Raw genomic sequence first — 24,792 nt, forward strand, 5'->3', positions numbered from 1 at the left:
CCTCCCTATTTCAGTTTCTCTGCGATGGTCTCATTTATCTCATCTATTGTAAGTTTTTTTAGAATAAATTTAGTCCCTAATTCTTTTAAAGTTTCTCTTTTAATTTCTATAATTTTTTCATCTGTTAAATTAAGAATCATTTTGTACATATCGATACTTTTATTTATTATATCGTTAAATACTTCCAACTCTAAAACTAAATTATCATTATTTTGAACCTTTTTTTCTTGAACCTCTTGAATATCTTGAATTTCTACTTTTTTAACTTTATGTAAATTATTTTTTTCGATATACTTGTAAATTAAACTATTTTTAGCAACACTAAATGCCATTTGTTGAATTTTTGTTTCTTGTCCACACTCTTTAATATACTCTCGATATGTTTTTTCTTCAATATCTTTTTTTATATTATCAGGTGAATCATTATAAAATTTAACTATACTCTCATCTATTTCATCTATTTTGTTCACTTCTTCTTTTTGAACTATAGTAGCAGATGATCTTTCGCTACTTTCTTTAATTAAAATATCATCAGCCCAATTATTTTCAAGAGCTTTTAAAAAATATGCTCTAGGACTAGTCACTTTTTTTTGATTGGACATATAGATAGCTGTAGCTTTAACTTTTTCATAACCATAGTTTTCTATTGTATCTTTTATAATTTTAGGCATAGATTTCAAATTTTTAGCTTTAGATGGCATTTTCTCTAAAATATCAAATATCATTTCACTTGTTACAGCAATTGATGGTTTTATCTCTTCTATATTTTTCTCTGTAAAACTTATAGCTAGATTATTGTATATATTTTTAAGATCTTTATTATCTTCATCAAATCTCTCTTGCTTTAAAATATTATGAGTTTCATCAAAATATATTTCAACATCTGATTCTAGCCACGTTGACGTTTTGATAAATTTAAAATCTTTTATAAGATGTTTTTGTTTTAACTCATTAAAAGCTTTTTCTAAAGTTTTTATTGTTGTAGATAAAGTTTTTTTCTCATATTTTAAAGGGATTTTTTTTATTAACGCAAAAACTGATTCTCTAACATATAATTCTTCAAATCTTATTTTTTCAATAAGCATGTATAATGTTCTTGAAACACTAGAGTTTATATCTAAAAGAATATCTGAATCGTATACTAAATAACCTCTTTTCACGATATTTTTGTAAAAGTGGTCGGAAATTCTTATAATATAAACCTCTCTAATACGCCCATCTTTTATTGTGTTTTTTATATTTTCATTTCCTGACAAATCTAATTTTTTTGCTTTAAATGTCAATATTGGTGTGCTCACTTCTTCTTTTAAAATAGCATTCATTTCATTAGAATACATTGTATTTTTAAAATTATAACTAGTTTCAGATAATCTTAACAATGCTCTTTTTATTTCACTAATATAATTATTGGAATGAGTTTTTACTGCATCTTTTATCTCTTTAGCAGTAACAATAAATTCTTGCGTCATACCTTTTTCTTTCATTAATTTCATTAGGGCAATAAAAACTCTTTCTTCTCCTTCTCCTGGAATTAACTCTCCACTCGATGGTTTAACTGTAATGTAGGTATCTCGGTTCTTATTGAAAAAATAAGTCGTTATTTCGTTCTTTTTTCTTTTTGTATTTTTACTAAAAATTGGAAACTGTACTATGTTCATATCCATACGTACTAAAGCTTTATTTTTTATATATCGTTCATCTATAGATATATCTTCTTCCAAGTAATATGTGGGGCCTGTATCTATTGTTTCTATAAAATCTGTTCCATCTGTCTCAATTAAATCATTTATTTTTTTAGACATATTTATCTCCTTGTTTTATATAAAAAAGACCCAAATTAACAAGGTATAAGTTATAAAATTTCATCAAACTATATCTTGTTCATTAAGAATTTTCTATATAATAGCATATATTTATCAAAAAATATAGAGTTTTTAGGAAAAATATACCTTATTCATTAGGAAAAATTATATATAATAAATATATACCTTATTAATTTGGATTATATATCTTGTTAATTTGGATGGTTATCCTTGTTAATTTGGATTATAACCCTTGTTAATTTGGATTATAACCCTTGTTAATTTGGATTATTAATATCGACAAAAAAGTCAATAAAATCAATAACAAAATAGAGAAAATACATATGTATTTTTTGTACATAACAAAAAAACAATATATAACAAAAAAACAACAAGAAACAACGTATAATTTTTAAAATAAGTTTTAAAAGTAAAATAAACGATCTAATTTTTAACACTAAAATATTTTAATATAAAATTTAAAAATCCATTTCAAAACTTTTCTTTTTCTCTATTTCAAAATCAACTAAATAGTTACCTAAGATTTTTCCTCTTAAATTAATATAATTTGTTTTTAAAGATGCTTTAGTAAATCTATTAGATATATCTTTTTCAAAATCTAAATCTCTTTTTAGCTTATTTGTCTCTTTAATAAAAAATTCATTAAGCTTAGATTTCTCTTTGAACATATCACTTTGTTTAGAGTACCTATCAGCAATATTATTTCTTAAATTATTAATTTTAGATATTTCTTCATGAAGTTTTTTATCATCAATTGATCTTTGAATCTCTTTAAACTCTTTTTCTAATTTTAAAAGAGACGCATTAACATTTTTAAGTTCTCTATTTACTTTAGACAAAGCCCCTAAATGTAATAACTTTTTAGATAGAGTTGAGTATGAATCTCTTTTTATTTGTAACTCAATTCTTTTTTTATCTAAAACTCCATATTCTTTCATAGCTTTAAAGTATCTTCCCTTACTTAAATTGTTTAAAGCTAAGCGTTCTATATTTTCAAATTTCATATTTTTAAAATAATTATAAATCTCAGATGACTTTGAAGCTTTTAAATTGATTTTAAGACTTTCTGACTTCATTTTGGATAAATAACACTCAAAAATAGTATCATCAACCTTAAAAAGAGTTTTACGTAGGATTTCAACGGTTATTTTTCTATCTAACAGGATAGATTCTTGCAACTCTTTTTCTTTTAGTAATTTTGATTCTATACTTTTTTCAATTCTAATCTTTTTATTTTTCATTTCAGAAGTGGAATAATCGCTTTTTATTTTCTCAATTTGAGATAAAATTATTTTATTTGACTCGCTTAATCTCTCAATCTCTTTTTTAAAGAAATTTAACTTTTTCTCGCTACCATCTTTATACTTATAACCAGATTTATATATCATTAAGTTTAATTCATTAGAATCCAATTTTCTCTTTAACTTAGAGTACTCACCTTTAGTCAGAATATTTAAACTTGTAGTTTCTAAGTTTTCCAACTGTCTTGGAATATTTTTTAAGATCTTCTCAGCTTTTTTTATTTCATAGTTACTTTGATTAAATATATTAAACATAGTATTGAAACTATTTTTTAATTTTTCTTCTGCATAAACTTTAAACTCATTCTCTTGTATTGTTTCTTCAAATTGATCCAAATACTTTTCTAAATTAAGTTTATCATTGTTTAAATTTTTCAATAATAGATTTAAAGAATCTAATCTATTTTTTTCCATATTAAAACTGCTTAAAAGCTCATGTTCAACTTTTAAGATTTGCACATTAATTCCTTCTAACTTCTCATGAGTGTCTAAAATATCTTGGTATTTACTATCACTAAAGCTATTTAACTCTAAATCAATCTCTTTTATTGTGTCTTTTTTCAAAGATTTTTCAGCTTCTAATCTTTCTAATTTTAGAATTTCATCTTTTAATTCTTTTATTTCTCTAATTATTTTAAAATATTCTATTTTATCTTTATCCATTTTATTTAATTTATCTTTAGATTTTTTTAATAGATAACCATCTATTTGAACGGGGTCTCTATCTAAAGATTTAGCTAAAAAAATATCTCCTTTTTCTAAAGCAATCTCTCTTTGTTTCTCTAAAGTTTCACATGAAACTCTCTCATTACTTTTTTCATTTTCTAAATATTTATTTTGTATATCTTCCCAAAGTTTTCTTATCTCTAATAACTTTTCTATATTATTCCAACTTGTATTTTTCTTACAACCTCCACGTTCTGGAGATTTAGCATTAGCTCTTTTAAAAAAAATATCTTTATTTCGCTCAATTCCATCAAGTTCTCTTGGAGAAAACATTATATGAGCATGAGTATTTAAAATCTCTTTTTTGTATGAACTTTCTTTACTGTGAATAGATACAGAATAGTGGTATTTCCCCTCTAAAATGGTATCTATAAACTCATTTAAAAGCTCAATATTCTTCTCATGAGACAGTTCATTAGGAAGAGATATTCTAATCTCTTTATACACTGTACCGTTGACTCTTTCTTTGTTATCAGCAGCTACCCAAAAATCTTTAGGAGATTTACACCAATTAGGCAAATTGTGATTAGTGTATTTAATCTCATTTTCTTTATTAGCATATTTATTTTGTCCTAAAATATAGTCAATATGTGGCCCACCTTTTCCAACTCTACCATAAGATATATTCAAATGATAATTTGCCATGATTTCACCTCCTCCAAAGTCGAAGACACCTGAAAGGTCAGAAAACCTCTTTAAACACGCAGTTTCTAGCAATTTGCCAAGGCAAATGTTAGAAACTATTAAGCGTGCACTTTGGTGACTTCTGTTGGGTAGTTATACTATGCAAACACTCTATTTCTTTATTTTTTTCTATTTTTTCTTTGATTTTTATTTTTTTAAAAAAGGAAATGCTCTATATTTGGAATAAAAAGCATAAAATTATTAAATTTTAAAAGGGGGAGTCAATGAGTTATAGAAGTAATTTTATTTTATTGTTTTGTTTAGTATTTTCAACTATTTTCTCAGAGGATGAACTTTTAGAAAAGTATATTTTTAAAAATATCTCTAATTTAGAGAATGCTCAATTTATCTATGAGGATATTATTCGATTTTCAAGTAAATATGAGATTGATCCAGCACTAGTAGTTTCTATTATGAAAGTTGAAAGTAACTTTAACCATAATGCTGTGTCAGAGAAAGGAGCAATTGGATTAATGCAACTTATGCCTGAAACAGCAGAAGAACTTAAAGTAGATCCATTTAATGTTTCATCAAATATTGAAGCAGGAGTTAGATATTTTTCAAGATGTTTAAAACTAAATAATAATGATATAGCTTTAGCTTTAGCAAGTTATAATGCAGGGCATAGTAATGTTCAAAAATATGAAAGTATTCCACCTTTTACAGAGACAGATAACTATATTTCAGAAGTTTTAAAAATATATACTGGAAGTTTTAATAAAAAATATATTTTTAATCCAGTTTCTTTTCAAGAGAGTAGCTTTAAATTTGGAGGAAAAGATGGAGATAGATAGTTTAAATAGGAAGATTCAAAAGAAAAAAGAAAAGCTTCAAAAATTAGAAAGAGATAAAAAAATATATATGTCCAATGAAAGTAGAGAGAAAAGAAGAAAAAGAGCTAGAAATCTTATAATGCTAGGAGCTTTATTCGAAATAGAAAATTTAGAAAAAGAAAGTGGTGAAGCATTACTTGGATTTTTACATGAAAATAAGGAGATTTTTTTAAAAAATAGAGATAAATATTTTGGAATAGGTGAGAGTATCTTAGAAAAAAGAAAGAGTTTTAAAAATAAAGAAAATGATATGGTTGGAAAAGAGGAGATTAAAGAGTTATTAGAACTAGTAAATATATTTAAATCTAAAAATCAAGATTTAGGAGTTTATATACAGGAAAAATTTAAGAAAAAACTTTTTCAAGATTTAACTACAAACGAACTTAAAACAATAAAGAATTATATAAAAAACCTCTAGTCTTTCTAGAGGTTTTTGTATAATTATAATTTTTAGTTATTTTTTTATTTTAATTATACCAAGGCGTAAAAGTTCTGATTTATTTAAATCAAAAAAACCTTCAGAATAGAGTTCGTATTGAAATGTTTGTTCATAATGTTTTCTATCTCCAAATTGCTTGGCATGGAATAATTTATGAGTAGTTTTAAATGTGACTCCTAAAGATAAAGCTTCTAAAAATTTTAATTCATTAATTTCATAATTTAAGAGATGTTTATTCTTTTCTTTCATGTAATCACTCCTTAAGAATATTTTATTTTTAGAACTAAAACTTATAAAACTTATTAAAATATATTATTTTGGATATACAGTAATTTTTTTAATATCTTTTTTTTTTGTTAAAAAAAGGAAAAATAAATCAAGTTTGGAATAAGTTCACTAAGGAAATAAAATGAAATTTAAAGAATAATGGAGTCCCCAAATGTCTTTAGTTTTCTTTAATTAAAAAAGAATAATTTTTTATGGCCAAATGGAGCACCCAAAGTCCGTGAATTTAAGTAGATGATAATTTATCATTTGCTTTTTTCATGGGCTTTTTTGTTTATAAAAATTCAAGGAGGTTTAAAATGAAAAAGTTTAATGGAGTAGTTGTGGGAATGGCATTGTATTTTTTTAATTCAGTTGTATCTTTTGCTTCAACTAATGCTGATATGGTATGGGAGGAGCCTGCAAGTGTAATTCAAAAATCTGTAAATGGGCCGGTGGCTTTAGCGGTGGCTCTAATATCTATCGCAGTGGCTGGGCTTACTTGGGCTTTTTCTGATGGTGGTAGCATGATGGGAAAATCTATAAAGATTGTGGCAGCTCTGGCTATTGTAGGTGGCGCTTCTATTTTGGTAAGTAACGTATTTAATATAACAGGAGGAGTTACTTTTGGATAAAGAGATAGGGTATGAAAAGGCAAAGGAGGAGTTTTTGGACTTTTATATGAAACAATCTAAAACTATTCATACTTGGAAGTTATTGTCTTTTATCTCTTTGATTCTTTTAGCAGTATCCTTATCAATAACTTTTTATCTCTCTACAAGATCAAGCCTTATTCCATATGTTATTGAAGTGGATAGTACAGGAAATGCAAAAGCTATAAATACAGCTTATGAGGTTAAATATGTTCCTGATGAGGTGGCTCAAAGTTATTTTTTAAAAGAGGTTTTAAGAGATATGAGAAGCGTCCCAAGAGATAAGGTTTTAGTTGGAAGAAATTTTAAAAAAAATCTATTTTTTCTAAATGGATTTTCAGAGAAAAAGTATAGAGATTTAATTCAAAAAGAGAAGCTTAGTGAGATGGTTGAGATGTTTCTATCAAGAGATGTTTTCATTAACTCTTTTACAAAGATTTCAGGAACAAAAAATTCATATCAAGTGAGATGGGAAGAGAAGATTTACGATAAAAATGGAGAGGTTGTATCTAAAGAAAACCTAATTGGAATTTTTACTTTAGATAAAAAACAGCCAAAAACCCTGGAGGAGATTGATAACAATCCTTTAGGAATTATGGTAACGGACTTTTCTATCTCAAAGGAGAAGTGACATGGGAGTATGTAAAACTTTAATAGGGGTAGCTTTGATTTGTAGTGTGGCCCTAGGAAGTAACGAAAAGTTTTTAAAAGAGATATCACCAAGTGCCAACGCTATTATTGTTTCTGGAATAAAAGAGGCTAAGGCAAATATACAAACTGAGTTTGTTTATAATGAAAACTCAATGTACACAATATATTGTAGAGTTAACTATCTAACAACAATTTTTCTTCAGCCTGGTGAGGAGGTAACCTATGTGGCTGGAGGAGATACAGCTAGATGGTCAAAAGCTAGTGCAGTTACAGGTTCTAGTGAGGGGCAAAGAACAGTTATATATATAAAACCTTTTTCATTAGGTTTAAAAACTAATCTTGTTATAAATACAAATAAAAGAACATATAACATAAATCTTTACTCAGCTAAAGAGTGGTATAACCCTGTGGTTAAATGGCTTTATCCACAAGATGATATTATGAAAAATATAGTGAAAGCTCAAAGTGAAGAGGAGATGACTTTAACAGACCCAAGAAATTTAAACTACAGGTATTCTGTGAACACTAAGAAGTACTCCTTTGTTCCATCTGTGATTTTTGATGATGGAAAGAAAACCTTTTTAGTTATGAACAGTAATCTTCAAGAGTTACCATCATTTTACATTAAGGATGGAAAGAAACTTCTTCTTGTAAACTATCGTGTAAAGGGGAATTATCTCATTGTAGATAGAACTTTTAAAGAGGGTGTTTTAAGAGTTGGGGAAAAAGAGATTACTATAAGGAGAAGGTGACTGTATGGAGGAAAAGGAGAAAGAGATAGATAAAGTTGAAAAACCTGAACCTCAAGAGAAGATAAAAAAAGAGGTGGCAATAGGAGCTGCAATTCTTCTTGTGGTAGCTATAACTTATGGATTTTATGAAGCTTTAAAAAAACCTAAGAAAAAGGTGGCAAAAGCTGAAGCGAAAGAGAGTATAGAAAGTGATAGTGTAAGAAAGGATGGTGTTGAGGATCTGAATCTACTTCTTGGATATGACGGAGTAGAGATAAAAAGATTAAAGATAGAATCTGAAAAAACTGAGACAAAACCTGAAATAGGTAGCAGTGAGAATCAAAATATAATACCACCACCTGCTAAAAATACTCCTAATCCCTATGAAGAACAAAGAGAACGTTACTATGAACGATTGGTGCAGGATGAAATAGCAGCTAGAAAAGCTAATATAGGGTTTCAAGATGAAAATAGAAACCAGCAGGATATGAATATATCTTTAGAAGGTGGCAAAAACAGCAGTAACGGGCAAATTTCAAATGACCAGCAAGAGAAAAAAGCCTTTTTAAACTCTGAACCTGGAAGAAAAAATTACAACCCATATGAGGAGATGAGTTCTTTCTCTCCTTATGAGATTAAGGCTGGATCTATTTTGCCTGGAATTATGATAAGTGGGATAAATTCAGATCTACCTGGAACTATAACAGGGAATATCCGTGAAGATGTGTACGATACAGTTTCAGGTAACTATCTTCTTATTCCAAAGGGAACTAGAGTAGTGGGAACTTATGACAGTGCTATAACTTTTGGCCAATCAAGAATCCTTATTGTTTGGCAAAGACTAATATTTCCAAATGGTAACTCTTTAAATTTAGAGAACTTTCCAGGAGTTGATTTGTCAGGGTATGCAGGGGTAACTGGAAAAGTAAATAACCATACTTTTAAACTTTTTCAAGCTGTTGTACTTAGCTCTATTTTGGGAGCTGGAGGAGCTATTGTTACAAATGATAGATATGATGACAATGATTGGCGAGTAGCTGCAGCTCAAGGTGGCGGTGAGCAGATTATCTCTATTGGAAACACTGTGGCCAATAAGATTTTAGGAATCCAGCCAACTATTGAGGTAGCTCCAGGAAGTAGATTCAATGTAATTGTAAATAGTGACATTATCTTAACACCATATAAGTAGGTGGAATATGAAAAGATTAGATAAAAAAACAAAAAAATATGTTGTGGTAGCAGGAACTCTTTTTACTATGGTAACTATCTCTTTGGGAGTTGCCACACAAAATTTGGCTAGGGCTCTAAACTATCATATAGCCCTTGGAAAACCTCTATATGAAAGACTTTATAACCCATATTCAATACTGCGATGGAAGGTCTTATATGAAAATCCATATTTAAAAAGATATGTGGATATAAGTACAACCTTAGGAGCAAGTTTACTTTTTACTTTTACTGTGGGGATATTTATTTATCTTTTAAAAAAACAGGAGCTCGATTCTCATGGCTCAGCTCGTTGGATAAAAGAGAGCGAGCTTTCAGAGATGGGTATTCTTTGTAAAAAAGGTGAGTATAGGGACGGAGTTATTTTAGGAAGAACTAAAAATGGAAAAACAGTTATTGAAAACGATAAAACACATATATCTGTAATAGCTCCTACCCGTTCTGGAAAAGGGGTGGGAATCATTATACCAACACTTTTAAACTGGCAAGGTAGCTCTTTAGTACTGGATTTAAAAGGGGAAAACTGGGCTTTAACATCAGGATATAGAAAAAACAGTTTAAAACATAAACTACTAAAATTTGCACCCTATTCAGAGAGTTCTATTTCATATAACCCTTTAGGTGGAGTAAGACTTGGTCGTTCTTGGGAGTTTAAAGATGTTCAAATTATTGCTGATATTTTGACAGATCCTGGAGTTGGTAAAAAAAGAGACCACTGGGAAACTTCAGCAAGTACTTTTTTAGTTGGAATGATACTTCATGTGCTCTATGAAAAAGATAAAAAAGGAGAGGTAGCAGCATTTGGTGACCTGGTAGATTATCTAACATCAACAGAGGCTCCACTTTTTGATAGACTAAGAGGTTTAATTGTTCATGAACATGTTGAAAAAGATGGATTTTTTAAAAATATTTATGAAGAGTCTCAACTAGAGGGTATCCCACCTAGAACTCATCCAATTGTAGCTAGAACTGCAGCAGAGATTATAAATAAGGATGAAAAAGAGGCAGCAAGTATTATATCCTCTGCACTTGCTACACTGACACTATTTAAGGACCCTATTATTAGAAAAAACACTAGAAAGGTTGATTTTAAAGTTACAGATTTAATGAATTTTACTACACCTGTGGATTTATACGTAGTTGTTGAAGCTGAAGCTATAGATACACTATCCCCCCTTGTTAGGCTTTTATTAACTCAGATTATTGGAACTCTTTGTCCAGAACTAAAAGATATAAATAGCTCTCCTCATAAACATAGAATGATGCTTATGTTAGATGAGTTTCCAGCATTTGGGAAAGTTCCGCTTTTAGAGAAAGCATTAGCTTATATAGCTGGATATGGAATGAAAGCTGTTATTATAGCTCAAGCTTTAAATCAATTAAAAAATGTATATGGAGATAGAAATACTATTTTAGATAACTGTATGGTGTCTGTTTACTATACTCCAACTCCTTCTGATAAAGAAACTCCACAACTAATATCAGATATTTTAGGGGAAAAAACAATTAAAGTAAAAAATCAATCTTCTAAAAAAATGGGAGTAGGGCTTGATGGAAATATATCTGAAAACAGTATGGGACGAAGACTTTTAACTCCTGAAGAGGTAAGAAATAAACTGAGTGATAAAAGAAATATTATAGCTTTTGGTGGGAAATATCCACTTATGGGTTATAAGATTAGATACTATTTGGAAAAGTACTTTTTAGATAAAACGAAGGAGAAAGTTGAAAAAATAGAGGGGTTATACAATTTTGTAGAGAAGTAGAAGGGAGAAAATGTTGGAGGAGTAGAGTATGAATAAAAAGAAAAGTTATGAAAGTTATGATGATAAAAAACAACAGATACTTGAAAAATCAAAAAAGTTAAAGATGGAAAAAAATGAGTATCTGAAAAAATTAACAATTGAATATTTCTATGGATTTGTGAAAAACGAGAGTACAGCTAGAATTTTGGAAGCTAAAAGAGGTGATAAGAGTTTTTTAAAACAACTACATGATGAGCTAGGGAAAGTGTTGGAGTTAAAAGAAGGTGAGAGTGTGGAGAATGGAGCAGAAAAAGGAGTATAATAGACGAATTTTAAATATTTTGGGATTTTCTTTTGGGAAGGAGATTTTGGAGTTGCTTCAAGATGATGATGTGATTGAGGTGATGCTAAACCCAGATGGAAAACTTTGGATAGATACTTTAAGTGGTGGCCAAAGAGATACTGAGCTTTTTGTAGATGCAGACACAGCTATGAGAATTATAAACACTGTGGCAACTCATGTAAAAACCATAGTGGATGAGAGAAATAGTGGGCTAAGTGCAGAGCTTCCTGAAACAGGATTTAGATTTGAAGGGCGAGTTCCACCAACTGTGAAAAACCCAAGTTTTACAATAAGAAAGATGTCAACTCTTGTGTTTTCTCTAAGGGATTATGTGAATATGGGATGTTTAAAAGAGAATCAATTAAATATTATAGAAAAAGCTATTCATGATAGAAAAAATATACTTGTGGTTGGAGGAACAAGTAGCGGAAAAACAACTTTTGTCAACGCTTGCATAGGTAGCATAAAAAAAGATGAAAGGTTGCTTATTTTAGAGGACACAAGAGAGCTACAAAGCCTTTGCCCAAATACAGTTTTCTTTAAAACTTCTGATTATACATCGATGACAGACCTTTTAAAATCAACTATGAGATATAGGCCAGATAGAATTATAGTTGGAGAGATTAGAGGAAAAGAGGCTCTAGATTTACTAACAGCTTGGAACTCTGGACACCCTGGAGGTATCTCAACTATTCATAGTGATTCAGCTATTGGTGGCTTAAGACAACTTGAACAGTATATTGAAAGGGTATCTGTAAATAAACAGCAGGAGCTGATTGGAAAAACTGTTGATATTATTGTGGTTTTAAAAAGAGAGCGTGGCTTAAGAAAGGTAACATCTATAACTGAGCTAGTGGAGTTTAATAAGGGATATATTTTAAAAGAGTTCTAGGAGGAAGTTATGAAGAAAAATAGAGTACCTGTTTGCCAAGGACTTATTAAGCCTCAAACAATTATGGGAGTTTCAAGAGAGGCTTTTATACTAAATATAACCTTAGGAGGTGTATTTTTACTAGCTTTAAAGCAACCAATGCTACTGGTTATCAACTTTATTATTCACTTTATTTTAAGGGGAGTTTGTAAAAAAGATCCTCTGCTTATAAAGATTTTTTTTAAGAGATATAGCAAACAAAAAGACTATTTAAACGAGGGCTAATATGATAAGAGAGTATAAAAAATTAAAGGATAAGTTAAGCTATTATGTCCCTTGGGTACTGCTTGTAGATGAGGGAGTGGTTTTAAATAAAAATGGAACTTTAGAAAAAACTTTTAGATATAGAGGAAAAGATTTAGATAACGCCACAGAGGAGGAGCTAGAGTATATTGTGGCAAAAATAAATAACGTAATAAAAAGATTTGATAGTGGCTGGAGCATATTTGTAGAGGCTAGAAGAAAACGCAGTGATAGCTATGTAAAAAATAACTCTCATATTTTAGGATTACAAATTATTGATGAGGAAAGATATGGCCATTTTCAAAGTGGAAATCATTTTGAAAGTGAGTACTATTTAACTTTTGTGTATTTAACACCACTAGATAATAGGAAAAAATTAGGTGACTTTTTTGTGAAGAGAAAGGTTTCTAGAAAGAATAACTTAGATGAAGTGGTGGAAAAGTTTAAAAAAGAGTGTGGGGAGATATATGAGCTGTTAAAGGAGATTTTTTTAGAAATATATCCACTAAATGACGAGGAAACATACACCTATCTACACTCTTGTGTATCTCAGTATGAGATGGCAAAGGTTAAAATTCCAACTGTTCCAAACTATATGGGAAACTATCTATGTGACACTCCTATGATTGGTGGCTTAAAGCCTCAACTTGGAGAAAAACATATGAGAACTATCTCTATTCTTGATTTTCCACAATATACAGAGGCTGGATTTTTCGATAGATTGAACCATCTGAATATAGAGTATAGGTGGGTAACAAGGTTTTTAACTCTTGGAAAGCAGGAGTCACTATCAATATTAAAAGGTGTCTGGAACACTACTTTCCAAGGGAGATTATCTTTTCTTCAAAGAGTTTTAAATGAGTTTACAAATGGAGAAAAACATCTAAATGAAAACCGAGATGCCCTTGAAAAAGCTGAGGGTATAGATGATCAAATGAACTTAGTAAGAGGGGATTATTTATCTCAAGGATACTATACTTGTACAATTATTGTTTTGGATTCTGATTTTCATGAGGTTGAGAGAAAGGCAGAGCTTATTTGTAAAACTATAAATGATATGGGATTTGTGGCAGTAATCGAGGGTGTCAATGGAGTTGAAGCTTATCTTGGAAGTAATCCTGGGGATATATACCATAATATTAGACGACCAATTCTAAACTCTATAACTTTATCCCACCTTATACCTCTAAACTCAGTTTGGGCAGGGGATAGGGAAAATAGACATCTGAAAGTTGATTCACTTATCTATACAGAAACTGAAGGAGCAACACCATTTCGATTTAATCTTCATGTGGGAGATGTGGGGCACACATGTATTGTAGGACCAACTGGAGCTGGAAAATCGGTGCTTTTAGGTGCTATAGCTTCTCACTTTTTTAGATATGATAACTCAAATGTATATTTCTTTGATAAAGATGGTTCAAGTAGAGTTCTTACATACTCTATGGGTGGGCACTTTTATGATTTGGGGGAGGAGGATTTAAGCTTTCAACCTCTTGGTGATGTGGACTCTGAAATAGAGTTAATGTGGGCTAACGATTGGATAATTGAGATATTTATCCAAGAGGGAATAGAGCTGACACCACTACAAAAGGATAAAATATGGGAAGCTTTAAAACTTCTAGGCACAACTCCAAAAGAGTTTCGAACTTTAACAGCATTTTCTAACTATCTAAGTGACACAACATTAAAAGAGGCTCTTAGCAACTATATGATAACTGGAGCTCTTGGAAGATACTTTGACTCAGATAAAGAGAGTATACACTATGATAGGTGGCAGGTATTTGAAATGGGAAAGATTTTTAACAATAAGCAGGCTCTAATTCCACTTTTAAACTACCTTTTTCATAAGATAGAGAGAAGATTAGATGGTAGCCCAAGTTTAATTATACTAGATGAGTGCTGGATGTTCTTTGACAATGAGATGTTTTCAAATAAGATTCGTGAGTGGTTAAAGGTCCTTAGAAAGAAAAATACATCTGTTGTTTTTGCTACACAGGAGTTAGGAGATATTTTAAACTCTAAGCTCTTTACAACAATTTTAGATGCATGTAAAACAAAGATATTTTTACCTAATCTGAATGCTCAAGGGGAAAATTATATACCTATCTATGAAAAGTTTGGTTTAAATAGACGTGAGGTAGAGATTATAGCAGTTTCAACTCCAAAGAAAGAGTACTATTTAAAAAGTGAAGTTGGAGCTAGAAAGTTTTCTTTAGCACTACGCGAAAAAAGTTTGAAACTTCTTGCTTCTTCAAGTCAAGAGAATCAAAATCTAGCTTTAGAGATATATAAAAGATGTGGTAATAGAGATGAGTTTACAAAGGAGTTTTTAAATTTAAAGGATGGTGAGGTATGAGAAAAATTAGGAGTTTAGTGTTGCTTTTTATAATTTTAGGACTTTCAACTTTGGGAAAATCTATAAGCATAAAGGGGTTTGGAGATTTACTAAATTTAGTTAAAACTATATCTAAAACTCAAACTGGGATGAATACAGAGCTATTGGACCAAGGAATAAAACAGGCAAAACAGATTGAAAATGAGATAAATATGATAAAAAATCAAGTTGAAAACTTAAAAAGACTTGGAAAAAATATAAGTGATGGAAATATAAACTCTTTGAGATACACTTTAAATCAGGCTATTTCATTACAAGATCAAAGTAAGGGATTTATATATAATCAACAAGAACTAGTTAATAGATATTGGGATATATATAAAAAGGACCCGGAAAATTTTGAAAAGAACACAGAGTTTACAGAGGAGAATCTTAAAAAAGTGGATAGAGAGCTAAAAAAAGCTAAGGAGATGACGCAATATGCTCTTTATGATTCTATGATAAACTCAGGTTTTACAGCACAACTTAAAAGTGATAAAGCAAACTTAGAAACTCTACTTAATGCCAGCAGTACAACAACTGGTGCCCTTCAAGCAATTCAAGCAACAAATAATCTACTTGGACAAACTAATACAATACTACTAGATTTAAAAAGCGTAATGTCAACAATGGTTAAAATGAACGCTTCTGTGGAATCTGTAAAGGTGACAGAGGACAATGCAAAAGAGAACAAACTTGATACTCTTGAAGCTGACTTGAAAAAATCTATGAATGAGGAGTTACAAAGATATGAGGAGCTAAAAAAACAGAAAGTGACGATTGGAGGCTGATTTAAATTTTAGACTTTTTAGTGGTTATAGGTGAGTTTAAAAATTTGAGCACAAGTATAATAAACAACCTAACTCCAACTGTTAAAAGTATGCTCTATATATTTTTAATGTTGGACTTAACTCTTTCCATGCTTTTTAATGAGGACGATGGAATGGGAATATTTATAACTTTTATGAAAAAAATTCTTCTCTATGGGTTTTTCATATGGGTTATAACAAAGTACGGATATATTATAAAAACTGTTTTAGATGGCTTTATACAACTTGGGAATTTGGCTTCTATTGGGGTGGCTTCAAAATCCCTTGAAACCTCTCCAGGAGTTGTATTTTCACTGGTTATGTCAAAGATAACACCAATATTTCTAACTGTTTCAGCTGGAGCTTTAGCTATGGACTTGGCTTTAATCGAAAGTTTGCCAATAACTCTTTTTCTACTTGGAAGTAGCCTTGGAATTGTGGCAGGACTTATAGCTCTAGAGATAGTTATTATTTTTATAAAGTTTTATCTTACAACAGCACTGGCTTTTGTACTTATGCCCTTTGGAGTTTTCTCTAAGACTAGAGAGGTGGCCACAAAGGGACTTCACTCTCTTCTTTCCCAAGGAGTTGAGATTATGGTAGCTGTTATAATTATAAACTTTTTTAATAGGTATATTGAGAATTTTTTAATGTTAGATTCTATAGATGATAAAAATCCCATTGGACTTATAAATAATTTGGTGATAGTTATATTTTTCTTTTTACTAATAACAAGAATTCCAATTATAGTGTCAACACTTTTAACTGGATCAATAAGCAATTTATCTCTTACTGATTCTGGAATAAGAAATGCTTCTGGTAACTTAAATCGTGGGAATATTGGAAAAGCTGGTTCTGAGATAAAAAATATGGGTGAAAAGGTTTATTCTGCATATAAGAAAGCTACTGGTGGTTAGGATGAGAAGAAAAATAGGTATTATAGCAACCTCTTTATTACTTTATCTCTTTGTAAAAGAGCTAAGCAATAGATATTTTGTTTTAAATCTATCTCCTAGTATGGAAAAAGGTATCTATCTATTAAAGGAGATTGATGAGTTAAAAAAAGGGGACGTTGTAGTTTTAAATATCCCCTTAAATATTGAAGAAACCCTTTATTCTAGAGGGTATCTGCCTAAAAATATAAAGACACTTTTAAAAGAGGTGGTAGCAGTAGAAGGGGATTCTATTAAGGTAGATCACAATAAAATCTATATAAATGGTGAGTTTAAAGGAGATATTGCTGAGGTGGATCCAAAAGGCAGAGAGTTAGTTAGTTTTGTAAAAGATGGAGTTTTAAAAAGTGGTGAGGTTTTTCTTCTAGGAAGAGGGAAAAATAGCTTTGATAGCAGATATTTTGGAGCTGTGGAAAAAAACGAAATATTAAAAAAAACTATTTTAATAAAGGAGTTTTAAATGGATTATAACCAAGAGAGATTAGAAAAGGAAGTTATTTTAGAGCAGTTAGATAAAATAGAAAAGCTTATAGAGGAGCATGAGGAGAATACAAAATATTTAAGAGAAAGTATTGTCGAATCCTTTTTAAACTATTGTAAATGCCAGGATGTTAAAGAGTTACTGGAAAAGGAGGAGTTTGAAGACTTAGTATCATCATATAAAGAGGTAGAGCCATGAGTATATTAAGAGAGTTTGGAAGCGAGAATGAGTTAGAGTTAAAGGAAAATCTTAAATATAACTTAAAAGAGAGTGAAAATTTGGCGTCTATAATTGATTATATGGGAAAAGTTAGAAATTCAGAGAAAATTATGCTAAAAAGCTTCAATGATGTAGCTAATATTTGTGAGTACTTTAGAGACCCAGATATTAATATAAAATATGGAGATATGGCACTGCTGTCTTTAAATGCTAATAATGAAGTGGAAAGTTTTAAAAAATTAGAAAGTAATGTTTTAGAAAGTAATTATGAAGAGATAGAAAACAACGTTTTAAGAGCAGCTTTAAGTGAGAGATTTGCTAAAGGTGGAATACTTTTAGTAAATAGTGATAACTTTGAGTATTCAGGTTACTTTAGAGATACTTTAGATGATATGGGATATAATCTTGTTGACAGTGTGGGCATAGATAAAGAGGATAAAGTGGCTTCTTTCATCAATGATGGATATGAGAGAATCTTAGAATATAAGGAAGTTCATAAAACAGTGTTGGAGAGTTTAGAAAAAGCAAAAGATAGAAATTATAGTGAAAAAGAGAAAAATCTAGTTAATATATTTAAAGCTCATGGGTATAAGGTTAAAAATTATGAGGATATTGTAAAAGAGATAAAAAATGAAAAAAACTCAGAACTGAAGATTTTAAAGGATACAATTGATGATTTTTTAGCAAAAAAGGTTGAAAGAATGAGATATAGTGGCGACTTAAAAGAGCTTGCACACTATGTAAGAGCAGAGCTTGGAGAGAAAGATTATGAAGTTTTTAAAGTTCTTTGTTTAGACAAACAAAATAATATTATTAAAAATAGTAATCTTTTTTATGGAACTATAGACCGTAGTGCAGTTTATCCTAGAGAGATACTAAAACTAGCACTGGATAGTGAAGCTCACTCTGTAATGTTTATCCATAACCATCCTTCAGGAAATCTAACTCCTTCTAAAAAAGATATTAGTTTAACTCAAGAGATGGGGGATATGCTAGAAAGAGTTGGATGTAGATTAGTTGATAGTGTAGTTATTTCAAGAGAGGGATATACCTCAATGAGAGAGGACAATCTAGCTACCTTTAGTAAACTCACAGAAAAACCAAATCCTATATCAATTGAACTTGAAAAAGAGCCTCTAATAGAAACACCTAAAGTTGAAAGAAATGAGGTAAAGGAGAAGGAGTTAGCATTTAAAAGGGATACTGAACTTTCTCCTGTGGAGGAAAAATTTATTAAAAGGTTTTTAGAAAGGTGTGAAAAAGGAGTAAATCCAGTAAAAAACGAGGTACTGGGACAACTATTTAATCCTGTAACAGGAAATGAATATAAGGGGTTAGATGCACTAGTTCTTTTAGAAAAAAGTAGCGAAAAAGGATATATGGATTCAAGGTGGCTAACACTAAATGAAGCTGATAGACTGGGCTACAGTATTAAAAAAGGTGAGAAAGCTACAACTTTGGAAAAAACTATTTTAAGGGATAAGGATGGAGAGGTTCTTACTAAAAACCGATATGAAAACCTATCTGTGGAGGAGAAGGTGGCGTTTTTTAAAGAGAGTGTTCAAAAGGATAAAATTCGAATCCATCTATTTAATGGTGAACAGATAGAAAACTTTCCAAAGTTAGAGAAAACAATTGAAAGGGATGTGGATAAACTACTAAAAAATATTCCTTGTAAAATTGAGGAAAGAGCTGGAGATTTAAGCTATTACGATAGAGCACATGACACAATTGTAATATCTCAAAATTTAAAGGGAAAAGATAGAGAGGTTGAACTTTTAAAACAATTTATAAATAGCACTTCACATCCAAATAGACTGGATAGAGAGTATAATATTTTATCTAAAAACCACTACAAAGAGGAGTTTATAAGTAGTGTTGCTCTGACTCTTTTAAAAAATCATTTGGGACTTGAAAACAGTGAGAAAGGTAGCTATGTATTTAAAAGAGTTGGAAAAGAGTTTATGGATAAACCGCAGGAACTATATGAGATTTTAAAAATGGGTGAAAAGGTGGCCCTAGGAGTTTTAAATAGTGGTAGGTTGGAAAGAGATGATTTCAAAGATTTAAAGGTGAAATTGAACTTTTCTGAAGTGGATTTTAAAGTTAAAGATGGGACTACTTTAGAGGGAGTTGAGGGGTATAGACTGCTTTCAAAGATACTTTTAAAGGATAAAGAGATAGAAAGAAACTTTGAAGAGAGAAGAAATGTGGATTTTGAAATAGAGTGTAAAAGCTTTAAAAGTGGAAGAGTTCGCGTGGAGTTGGGAGCTTTAGAGTTTGGAGGGCAGGAAGAGGTGGCTAAAGGTCTAGAGTATAAGTTTAAAAGTATAGTTAAAGAGATAGAAACCAATGCAGATAGATATATTTCACCTTTTATTAATAATAAAAATATAGAGAGTGAAAAAAGTGAGGTGTTAAGGTTAAATAGAAGCTTTAATAGGCGAGCTATGAACTTTTGTGAAAAAGTTATGACAGATGAAAAAGAGAGAAGTTTAGATTTAGATAAAAGTATAAAGATGGAAAAGTTAAATCCTTGGAAAAAGTTTCAAGAGGAGAGAAGAGAGCGTGGACAAAGTTTAGGTAGGGAGAGATGATATGGATTTAATAATAGCTGAAAAAAAAGGGGTAGCTGAAGCTATAGCAGAGGCTTTAGGTGGCTTTGAAAAAAGTACTGGATACTTTGAAAGTGAAAGTTCTATTTTAACTTGGGCAAGTGGACATCTTCTTGAACTTAAAGAACCTCAAGAGATAGATGAAAAGTTTAAAACTTGGAAACTACTAGATCTACCCATAAAAATTGATGAAACTTGGGAGCGTAGACCAAAGTTTTATAACGTAGGAAATGGGTTATCAAAGGAGGAGAAAGAGAGATTAGAAAATAGTCAAAAAGTTATAGATAGACAACTGGGGTTAATAGAGAGATTTTTAAAAAATAAAGAGATAAAAAAAGTGATTCATGCAGGAGATCCTGATTCTGAGGGGCAACTGCTAATTGATGAACTAATAGAGTATTTCAGCTGTAAAAAGCCAGTTATGAGGGTACTAATAAATGATAATAACACTAATAAAGTGAGAGAGGCTTTTAAAAAGATGGAACCTAATGAAAAATACCAGCCTCTTGGAAAAGCTGCTTATGCTAGGAGTTTAGCTGATATGTATCTTGGGGTTAATGGTAGCAGATTTTTTACATTAAAAGCCAATATGAATGAGGGAAGAGTTGTTGTGGGGAGAGTAAAATCCCCCGTTCTTGGACTAATTGTAAATAGGTATCTAGAGATTAAAAATCACGTAAAATCTAGCTATTACATCTTAGAAAAAAGTGTAGAGGTTGTAAAAAAATCAAATGCTCAAGAAAAAGAGGAGTATATAAGGGCTATTGAGAGATATGAAAAAGAGTTTTTAGATGAAAGTCGAAAAAAGGTAGCTTTGGAAAATTTAGCTGATGAGTTTGCTAGATTAAATGAAAGAGTAAGGTTAAAGTTAAATCTTGTACCACCTAAGGAGATTTTGTCAGATGGAAAAGTTGTAGATAAAGTTCTACTAGAGGAGTTAGATAAAGAGATAAATGGAGTTCAAAGATTAATAGTATCTAAAGAGATAGTTAAAAAAGAACCTCCTCTACCATTTAATCTAATAGAGTTGCAACAGCATTGTAATAAAAAGTGGAGCTATGAAAGTGATAGAGTTATGAGAGTAACTCAAGATTTAAGAGATAAATACAAAGCTATAACTTATAATCGTTCTGATTGCCAGTACCTATCTTTAGAACATTTTAAAGAGGCACCAGAAGTTATGGAAAGAGTTTTTAAAAATCTGGGTATTAAAGTGGAAAATATGGATTATACAAAAGTTTCAAAGTGTTTTAATGATGATTTAGTAACTGCACACCATGGAATAATACCTACAAATACAACTATAGATTTAAAAAGACTAACTGAAGAGGAAAGAAATATCTATGAGATTGTCTGTAAGTACTATATAGTTCAGTTTTTAGGAGCTATGATTATGGAAAAAACTTTGGGAGAGGTAAGAGTTGTAGATAGTTTAATACTTAAAGGGACATCTAGCAAAACACTGGACTATGGATATAGGGAGTTTTTAGATGAGAGAGACTTTGAAGAGGAAAAAGAGGAGAGTAGCTCTTTAAGCTCATTGTATAGCGGAGAATATGAGTGCGAAATTATAGGTGGCAAAATACTGGAAAAGGAAACAGCGCCTAAAAAACAGTATACTGAGGCTACTCTATTAAAGGATATGACATCTATATCTAAATATGTAAAAGATATTAGATTAAAAGAAGCTCTAAAGGATAAGGATAAAGGGAAAAAAGGGGAGAGTGGTGGCATAGGAACTCCTGCTACTCGTTCCACTGTTATAAAAGATCTTTTTAGAGATAAGTATGTGGAGTTAAAGGGAAAGGAGATAGTTCCTACAGAGCTTGGATTAAAGGTTTATGAATATATAGCTGATGAGGTTAAAACTGCCAATGTGACAGCTGAGTGGTGGCTAATACAAAGGGAGATAGAGGAGGGCGCAAGTGTATCTAAACTAGTTCGAAAGGTTGAAAAGGATTTTTTAGATATTATGTCAAAGGATTACGAAAAGTTAGAGTACGGAGAAAGAGTTAAAGAGACTATTGGAGCTTGTCCTAAGTGTCAGGGAGATATAACAGAGTCTAAAAAAGCTTATAACTGCTCTTGTGGATTTATATTTTGGAAAAATGAGGCTATATCTTTAAAGAGGTTTCAAGAGCTTATAAAGGGAAAGACTATTAGTGTAAAAGGGTTAAAGAGTAAGGCTGGGAAAAGTTATAGCGCAAAGATAAAACTGAAAGCTAATTACGAGGGATTTGAGATAGTGGAGTTTTTGAAGAGTTAGGAAAAGAAAGTGTGAATTTTTATTATAAGTTTAAAGGAGTGATTATTGAAAATCACTCCTTTTGAATTTAGCTTGATATATTATTTAATATAAGTATTTAAATATGTTTTTATCTTTTTTTTAATTCGCTGAATTGTATTATCAATTCGTTTAGGTGTATCATTTAACATTTGAGCAATTTCTAGATAGGTTTGTTGTTGAACTAGATAGTAGAGTACTTTTTTTTCAAAATCACTTAAGCTATTGTTCAAGTATTCTTGTAAAAGGTTAACTAACTCTTTACCTAGCAATATATCTTCTGGAGATTGTAGAGATAAGGATGGTTTTGAATAAGATATTTTCTCTTGGTGTTCTGAATAATTTTTTTGACTTGAGGCTTCATTAAGGACTTTAAATTTATCAGCATTAGAATTTTTAATGGCAGTAATTATTTGTCTTTTTATGCAAATATGTGCGAAGGTTATAAAACAAGCATTTTTAGATTCATCATAATTTTTAATAGCATTAAAAAGTCCAATAAATCCCTCTTGTATTAGATCATTAGAATCGCCACCTTTTATAAAAAAATTTCGACTTGTTTTACAAACAAGAGCATTATATTGTTTTATAATTTTTTCTATAGCCTCTTCATCACCTTCTCGAGCAAATTTTAAAATGTCATATTTATTCATAAATTTCACTCCTTTAAGTTAGATATTATATTAAATTTTGTAAAGTAATGTGGATCATTTATAAATTCATTTCCTTTAATTGTGTAATATGGTATTCGAATATGGATATTATCATTGTAAATATTCAAATCAAAGTTACTGATAAAAAAAATTAAATCATACTTATTATTGATATAATCCCAAGAAAAATTTTGAAAGGCATATAAAATATCAACATCATTAGTAAAATATTTATTTATGAGTTCTTTTTTTACGTAAACAGCAGTTATCTTAAATAGTTCAGGTATTATTATAAGAATATTTTTGTTAAAATTTTTAGAAGAAATAAAAAATTTTTTAAGTGTTGAAATTATAATAAAGGAATTTTCTTCAGAAATATTAGTAAAATATTTATTAAAAATTTTTAAAGATTTATAAAAGGTTTCAGTATAAATTGGAGGATAATCCTTAAATCTTAAATTATAAAATTTAAGATTATACTTTATTTTATAATCGATAAAATTAATGCAACATTCACTTTTTGATAGTAAACTAGAGGTTATATCAAATTCAAAAATATTTTTTAATTCGTGCAAAAAGCAAATTGTTCTATCTTTTGGTTTAATAGTAGTTGGATTAATCTCATAAAATATTTCTAAAAAATAAGGGATATAATATTTTATACAGCTTAAATTAGGATATTTATCTAATATTTTAAATAAAGAATTAATATTAAGTTTATAATTTTTATTTTGAATTGTTTCATAAGTAAAGGAATTTAAAAAACTAATATTTTGTTTTAATATTAGAACGATAGAGACATTAAGATTGTAATAAAATAAATCTAAAGGACAATTAAGAAAATCAAAAATCTCTTTGATGAAATTTTCGCACTCAATAATATCTTTTTTTTGAATGAATGTATAAAGAGTTTTGTAAACAAGGTTAGAATTATGAAAATCAAAAATACGGTAAAAATCTGGATTAAAACTTTTAGAAAGTAATAAATATGTTAAAAACTCATAAGATAATTTAATAATATTATTGATATCCCCTTTTAAATAATACCCACTCCATGGTTGAGATATTATCTCAAGTTCGTAAGTACTAACAAAATTTTTAATATTATTTAAAATATTCTCTAAGGTTTTTCTAGAAACTTCAAGAGTTTCAACTTCTTTTGTAAGCACTAATTCTTTTTTAAAAATAAGTTTTATTAATAAATAATCAAAACGTTCAGTGTTAGTTGAAAAAAAATTGCACTGAATAGAAAAATCTTCTAATTCAGTTGATGGAAAATGAAAAATACCGCCTTTTTTTTCAATTTCTTTAATATTATTGTTTCGTAAAAAATAGTTTATATTATCAAGAGCATTTTTTATTGATACACGAGAAAAAGGTAGATTTTTTTCCAATTCCCAAAAATAAAAAGTCGAATTTTTTAGGAGATATTTAAAAAGTATAAATTCTTTTTCACCCCATGACTTGAACATAAAATCAATCCTTTCTTTAAAATATCTTTTAAATATTTTATCATAAAGCATTTAAATTAGTGTATTAGTAATTTTTTACAAATTAAAGTATATTATTTACTAATAACAACAAACTATTAATTTATAAAGTACATGAAATTGATAGTTTTCTTCTTTTTTATTCTCATGTGGACAAAATCTCTATTCAAAGTTGAAAAATGAGGTATACTATTAATATGCTTCATACGGGGAAAAAAATAAAAATTATTGAAATAGAGTGGACATTTAAGCTAAAAAATTTATTTGTTTTATATTATAATTTTTATTAGATAAACTAGTCAAAAGGCATGCTTAAA

General features: G+C 29.6%; 22 protein-coding genes. 17 read left to right on the top strand and 5 right to left on the bottom strand.

All coding sequences use genetic code 11. The features are described 5' to 3' along the window. Positions 1-5 precede the first annotated feature (5 nt). Together NON08_RS12550 and NON08_RS12555 are read right to left on the bottom strand one after the other, a co-directional pair. Positions 6-1,802, bottom strand: a complete 1,797-nt coding sequence (locus NON08_RS12550) for a hypothetical protein (RefSeq protein ID WP_256691953.1) — start codon at positions 1,800-1,802, stop codon at positions 6-8. 479 nt (positions 1,803-2,281) lie between these two features. Then, positions 2,282-4,495 carry a MobA/MobL family protein gene (locus tag NON08_RS12555; RefSeq protein WP_256691954.1) on the bottom strand — a complete coding sequence of 738 codons (2,214 nt, stop codon included), beginning with the start codon at positions 4,493-4,495 and terminating at the stop codon, positions 2,282-2,284. A gap of 263 nt (positions 4,496-4,758) precedes the next feature. Between NON08_RS12555 and NON08_RS12560 the strand changes: the two genes are divergently transcribed. Together NON08_RS12560 and NON08_RS12565 are read left to right on the top strand one after the other, a co-directional pair. After that, complete coding sequence (locus NON08_RS12560) at positions 4,759-5,328, top strand: lytic transglycosylase domain-containing protein (protein WP_256691955.1); 570 nt, start codon at positions 4,759-4,761, stop codon at positions 5,326-5,328. Further along, complete coding sequence (locus NON08_RS12565) at positions 5,315-5,785, top strand: hypothetical protein (protein ID WP_256691956.1); 471 nt, start codon at positions 5,315-5,317, stop codon at positions 5,783-5,785. The genes NON08_RS12560 and NON08_RS12565 overlap by 14 nt, the downstream gene beginning before the upstream one ends. A gap of 36 nt (positions 5,786-5,821) precedes the next feature. On the opposite strand, the gene NON08_RS12570 is transcribed toward NON08_RS12565, so the two are convergent. Then, a complete protein-coding gene (locus NON08_RS12570) occupies positions 5,822-6,055 on the bottom strand; it encodes a hypothetical protein (protein WP_256691957.1) in 234 nt (77 codons plus the stop codon). 335 nt (positions 6,056-6,390) lie between these two features. On the opposite strand from NON08_RS12570, the gene NON08_RS12575 reads away from it, so the two are divergent. From NON08_RS12575 to NON08_RS12645, 15 genes are all read left to right on the top strand, one after another. Further along, the gene (locus NON08_RS12575) at positions 6,391-6,705 is read left to right on the top strand and encodes a TrbC/VirB2 family protein (RefSeq protein ID WP_256691958.1); all 315 of its coding nucleotides are present in this window, start codon (positions 6,391-6,393) and stop codon (positions 6,703-6,705) included. After that, positions 6,698-7,354: a type IV secretion system protein gene (locus NON08_RS12580; RefSeq protein ID WP_256691960.1), complete on the top strand. Its 657-nt coding sequence runs from the start codon at positions 6,698-6,700 to the stop codon at positions 7,352-7,354. Before NON08_RS12575 ends, NON08_RS12580 begins: the two co-directional genes overlap by 8 nt. 1 nt (position 7,355) lies before the next feature. Beyond that, positions 7,356-8,126: a TrbG/VirB9 family P-type conjugative transfer protein gene (locus NON08_RS12585; RefSeq protein ID WP_256691962.1), complete on the top strand. Its 771-nt coding sequence runs from the start codon at positions 7,356-7,358 to the stop codon at positions 8,124-8,126. 4 nt (positions 8,127-8,130) lie between these two features. After that, the gene (locus NON08_RS12590; RefSeq protein ID WP_256691963.1) at positions 8,131-9,294 is read left to right on the top strand and encodes a TrbI/VirB10 family protein; all 1,164 of its coding nucleotides are present in this window, start codon (positions 8,131-8,133) and stop codon (positions 9,292-9,294) included. A gap of 7 nt (positions 9,295-9,301) precedes the next feature. Further along, positions 9,302-11,098, top strand: a complete 1,797-nt coding sequence (locus NON08_RS12595; protein ID WP_256691964.1) for a type IV secretory system conjugative DNA transfer family protein — start codon at positions 9,302-9,304, stop codon at positions 11,096-11,098. A gap of 28 nt (positions 11,099-11,126) precedes the next feature. Continuing rightward, positions 11,127-11,399, top strand: coding sequence for a hypothetical protein (locus NON08_RS12600; protein ID WP_256691965.1), 273 nt, complete (start codon positions 11,127-11,129; stop codon positions 11,397-11,399). Further along, entirely contained in the window at positions 11,377-12,312 is a 936-nt protein-coding gene (gene trbB / locus NON08_RS12605; RefSeq protein ID WP_256691966.1) for a P-type conjugative transfer ATPase TrbB, read from the top strand. Before NON08_RS12600 ends, trbB begins: the two co-directional genes overlap by 23 nt. 9 nt (positions 12,313-12,321) lie before the next feature. Further along, the gene (locus NON08_RS12610; RefSeq protein WP_256691967.1) at positions 12,322-12,576 is read left to right on the top strand and encodes a VirB3 family type IV secretion system protein; all 255 of its coding nucleotides are present in this window, start codon (positions 12,322-12,324) and stop codon (positions 12,574-12,576) included. A gap of 1 nt (position 12,577) precedes the next feature. Beyond that, positions 12,578-14,953, top strand: a complete 2,376-nt coding sequence (locus NON08_RS12615) for an ATPase (protein ID WP_256691969.1) — start codon at positions 12,578-12,580, stop codon at positions 14,951-14,953. After that, positions 14,950-15,762, top strand: coding sequence for a hypothetical protein (locus NON08_RS12620; protein WP_256691971.1), 813 nt, complete (start codon positions 14,950-14,952; stop codon positions 15,760-15,762). Before NON08_RS12615 ends, NON08_RS12620 begins: the two co-directional genes overlap by 4 nt. 152 nt (positions 15,763-15,914) lie before the next feature. Continuing rightward, positions 15,915-16,697, top strand: a complete 783-nt coding sequence (locus tag NON08_RS12625) for a type IV secretion system protein (RefSeq protein ID WP_256692016.1) — start codon at positions 15,915-15,917, stop codon at positions 16,695-16,697. Position 16,698: 1 nt separating this feature from the next. Further along, positions 16,699-17,193 carry a signal peptidase I gene (gene lepB, locus NON08_RS12630; protein ID WP_256691972.1) on the top strand — a complete coding sequence of 165 codons (495 nt, stop codon included), beginning with the start codon at positions 16,699-16,701 and terminating at the stop codon, positions 17,191-17,193. After that, complete coding sequence (locus tag NON08_RS12635; protein WP_256691973.1) at positions 17,194-17,412, top strand: hypothetical protein; 219 nt, start codon at positions 17,194-17,196, stop codon at positions 17,410-17,412. Continuing rightward, entirely contained in the window at positions 17,409-20,030 is a 2,622-nt protein-coding gene (locus tag NON08_RS12640) for a JAB domain-containing protein (RefSeq protein ID WP_256691974.1), read from the top strand. The genes NON08_RS12635 and NON08_RS12640 overlap by 4 nt, the downstream gene beginning before the upstream one ends. 1 nt (position 20,031) lies before the next feature. Then, entirely contained in the window at positions 20,032-22,314 is a 2,283-nt protein-coding gene (locus NON08_RS12645) for a type IA DNA topoisomerase (RefSeq protein ID WP_256691975.1), read from the top strand. Positions 22,315-22,394: 80 nt separating this feature from the next. Here NON08_RS12645 and NON08_RS12650 read toward each other — a convergent pair whose 3' ends face one another. Beyond that, positions 22,395-22,985, bottom strand: coding sequence for a sigma-70 family RNA polymerase sigma factor (locus NON08_RS12650; protein ID WP_256691976.1), 591 nt, complete (start codon positions 22,983-22,985; stop codon positions 22,395-22,397). Positions 22,986-22,990: 5 nt separating this feature from the next. Further along, positions 22,991-24,457: a hypothetical protein gene (locus NON08_RS12655; protein WP_256691977.1), complete on the bottom strand. Its 1,467-nt coding sequence runs from the start codon at positions 24,455-24,457 to the stop codon at positions 22,991-22,993. Positions 24,458-24,792 lie beyond the last annotated feature (335 nt).

The sequence above is a fragment of the Cetobacterium sp. NK01 genome (assembly GCF_024506395.1).
GTDB lineage: Bacteria > Fusobacteriota > Fusobacteriia > Fusobacteriales > Fusobacteriaceae > Cetobacterium_A > Cetobacterium_A somerae_A.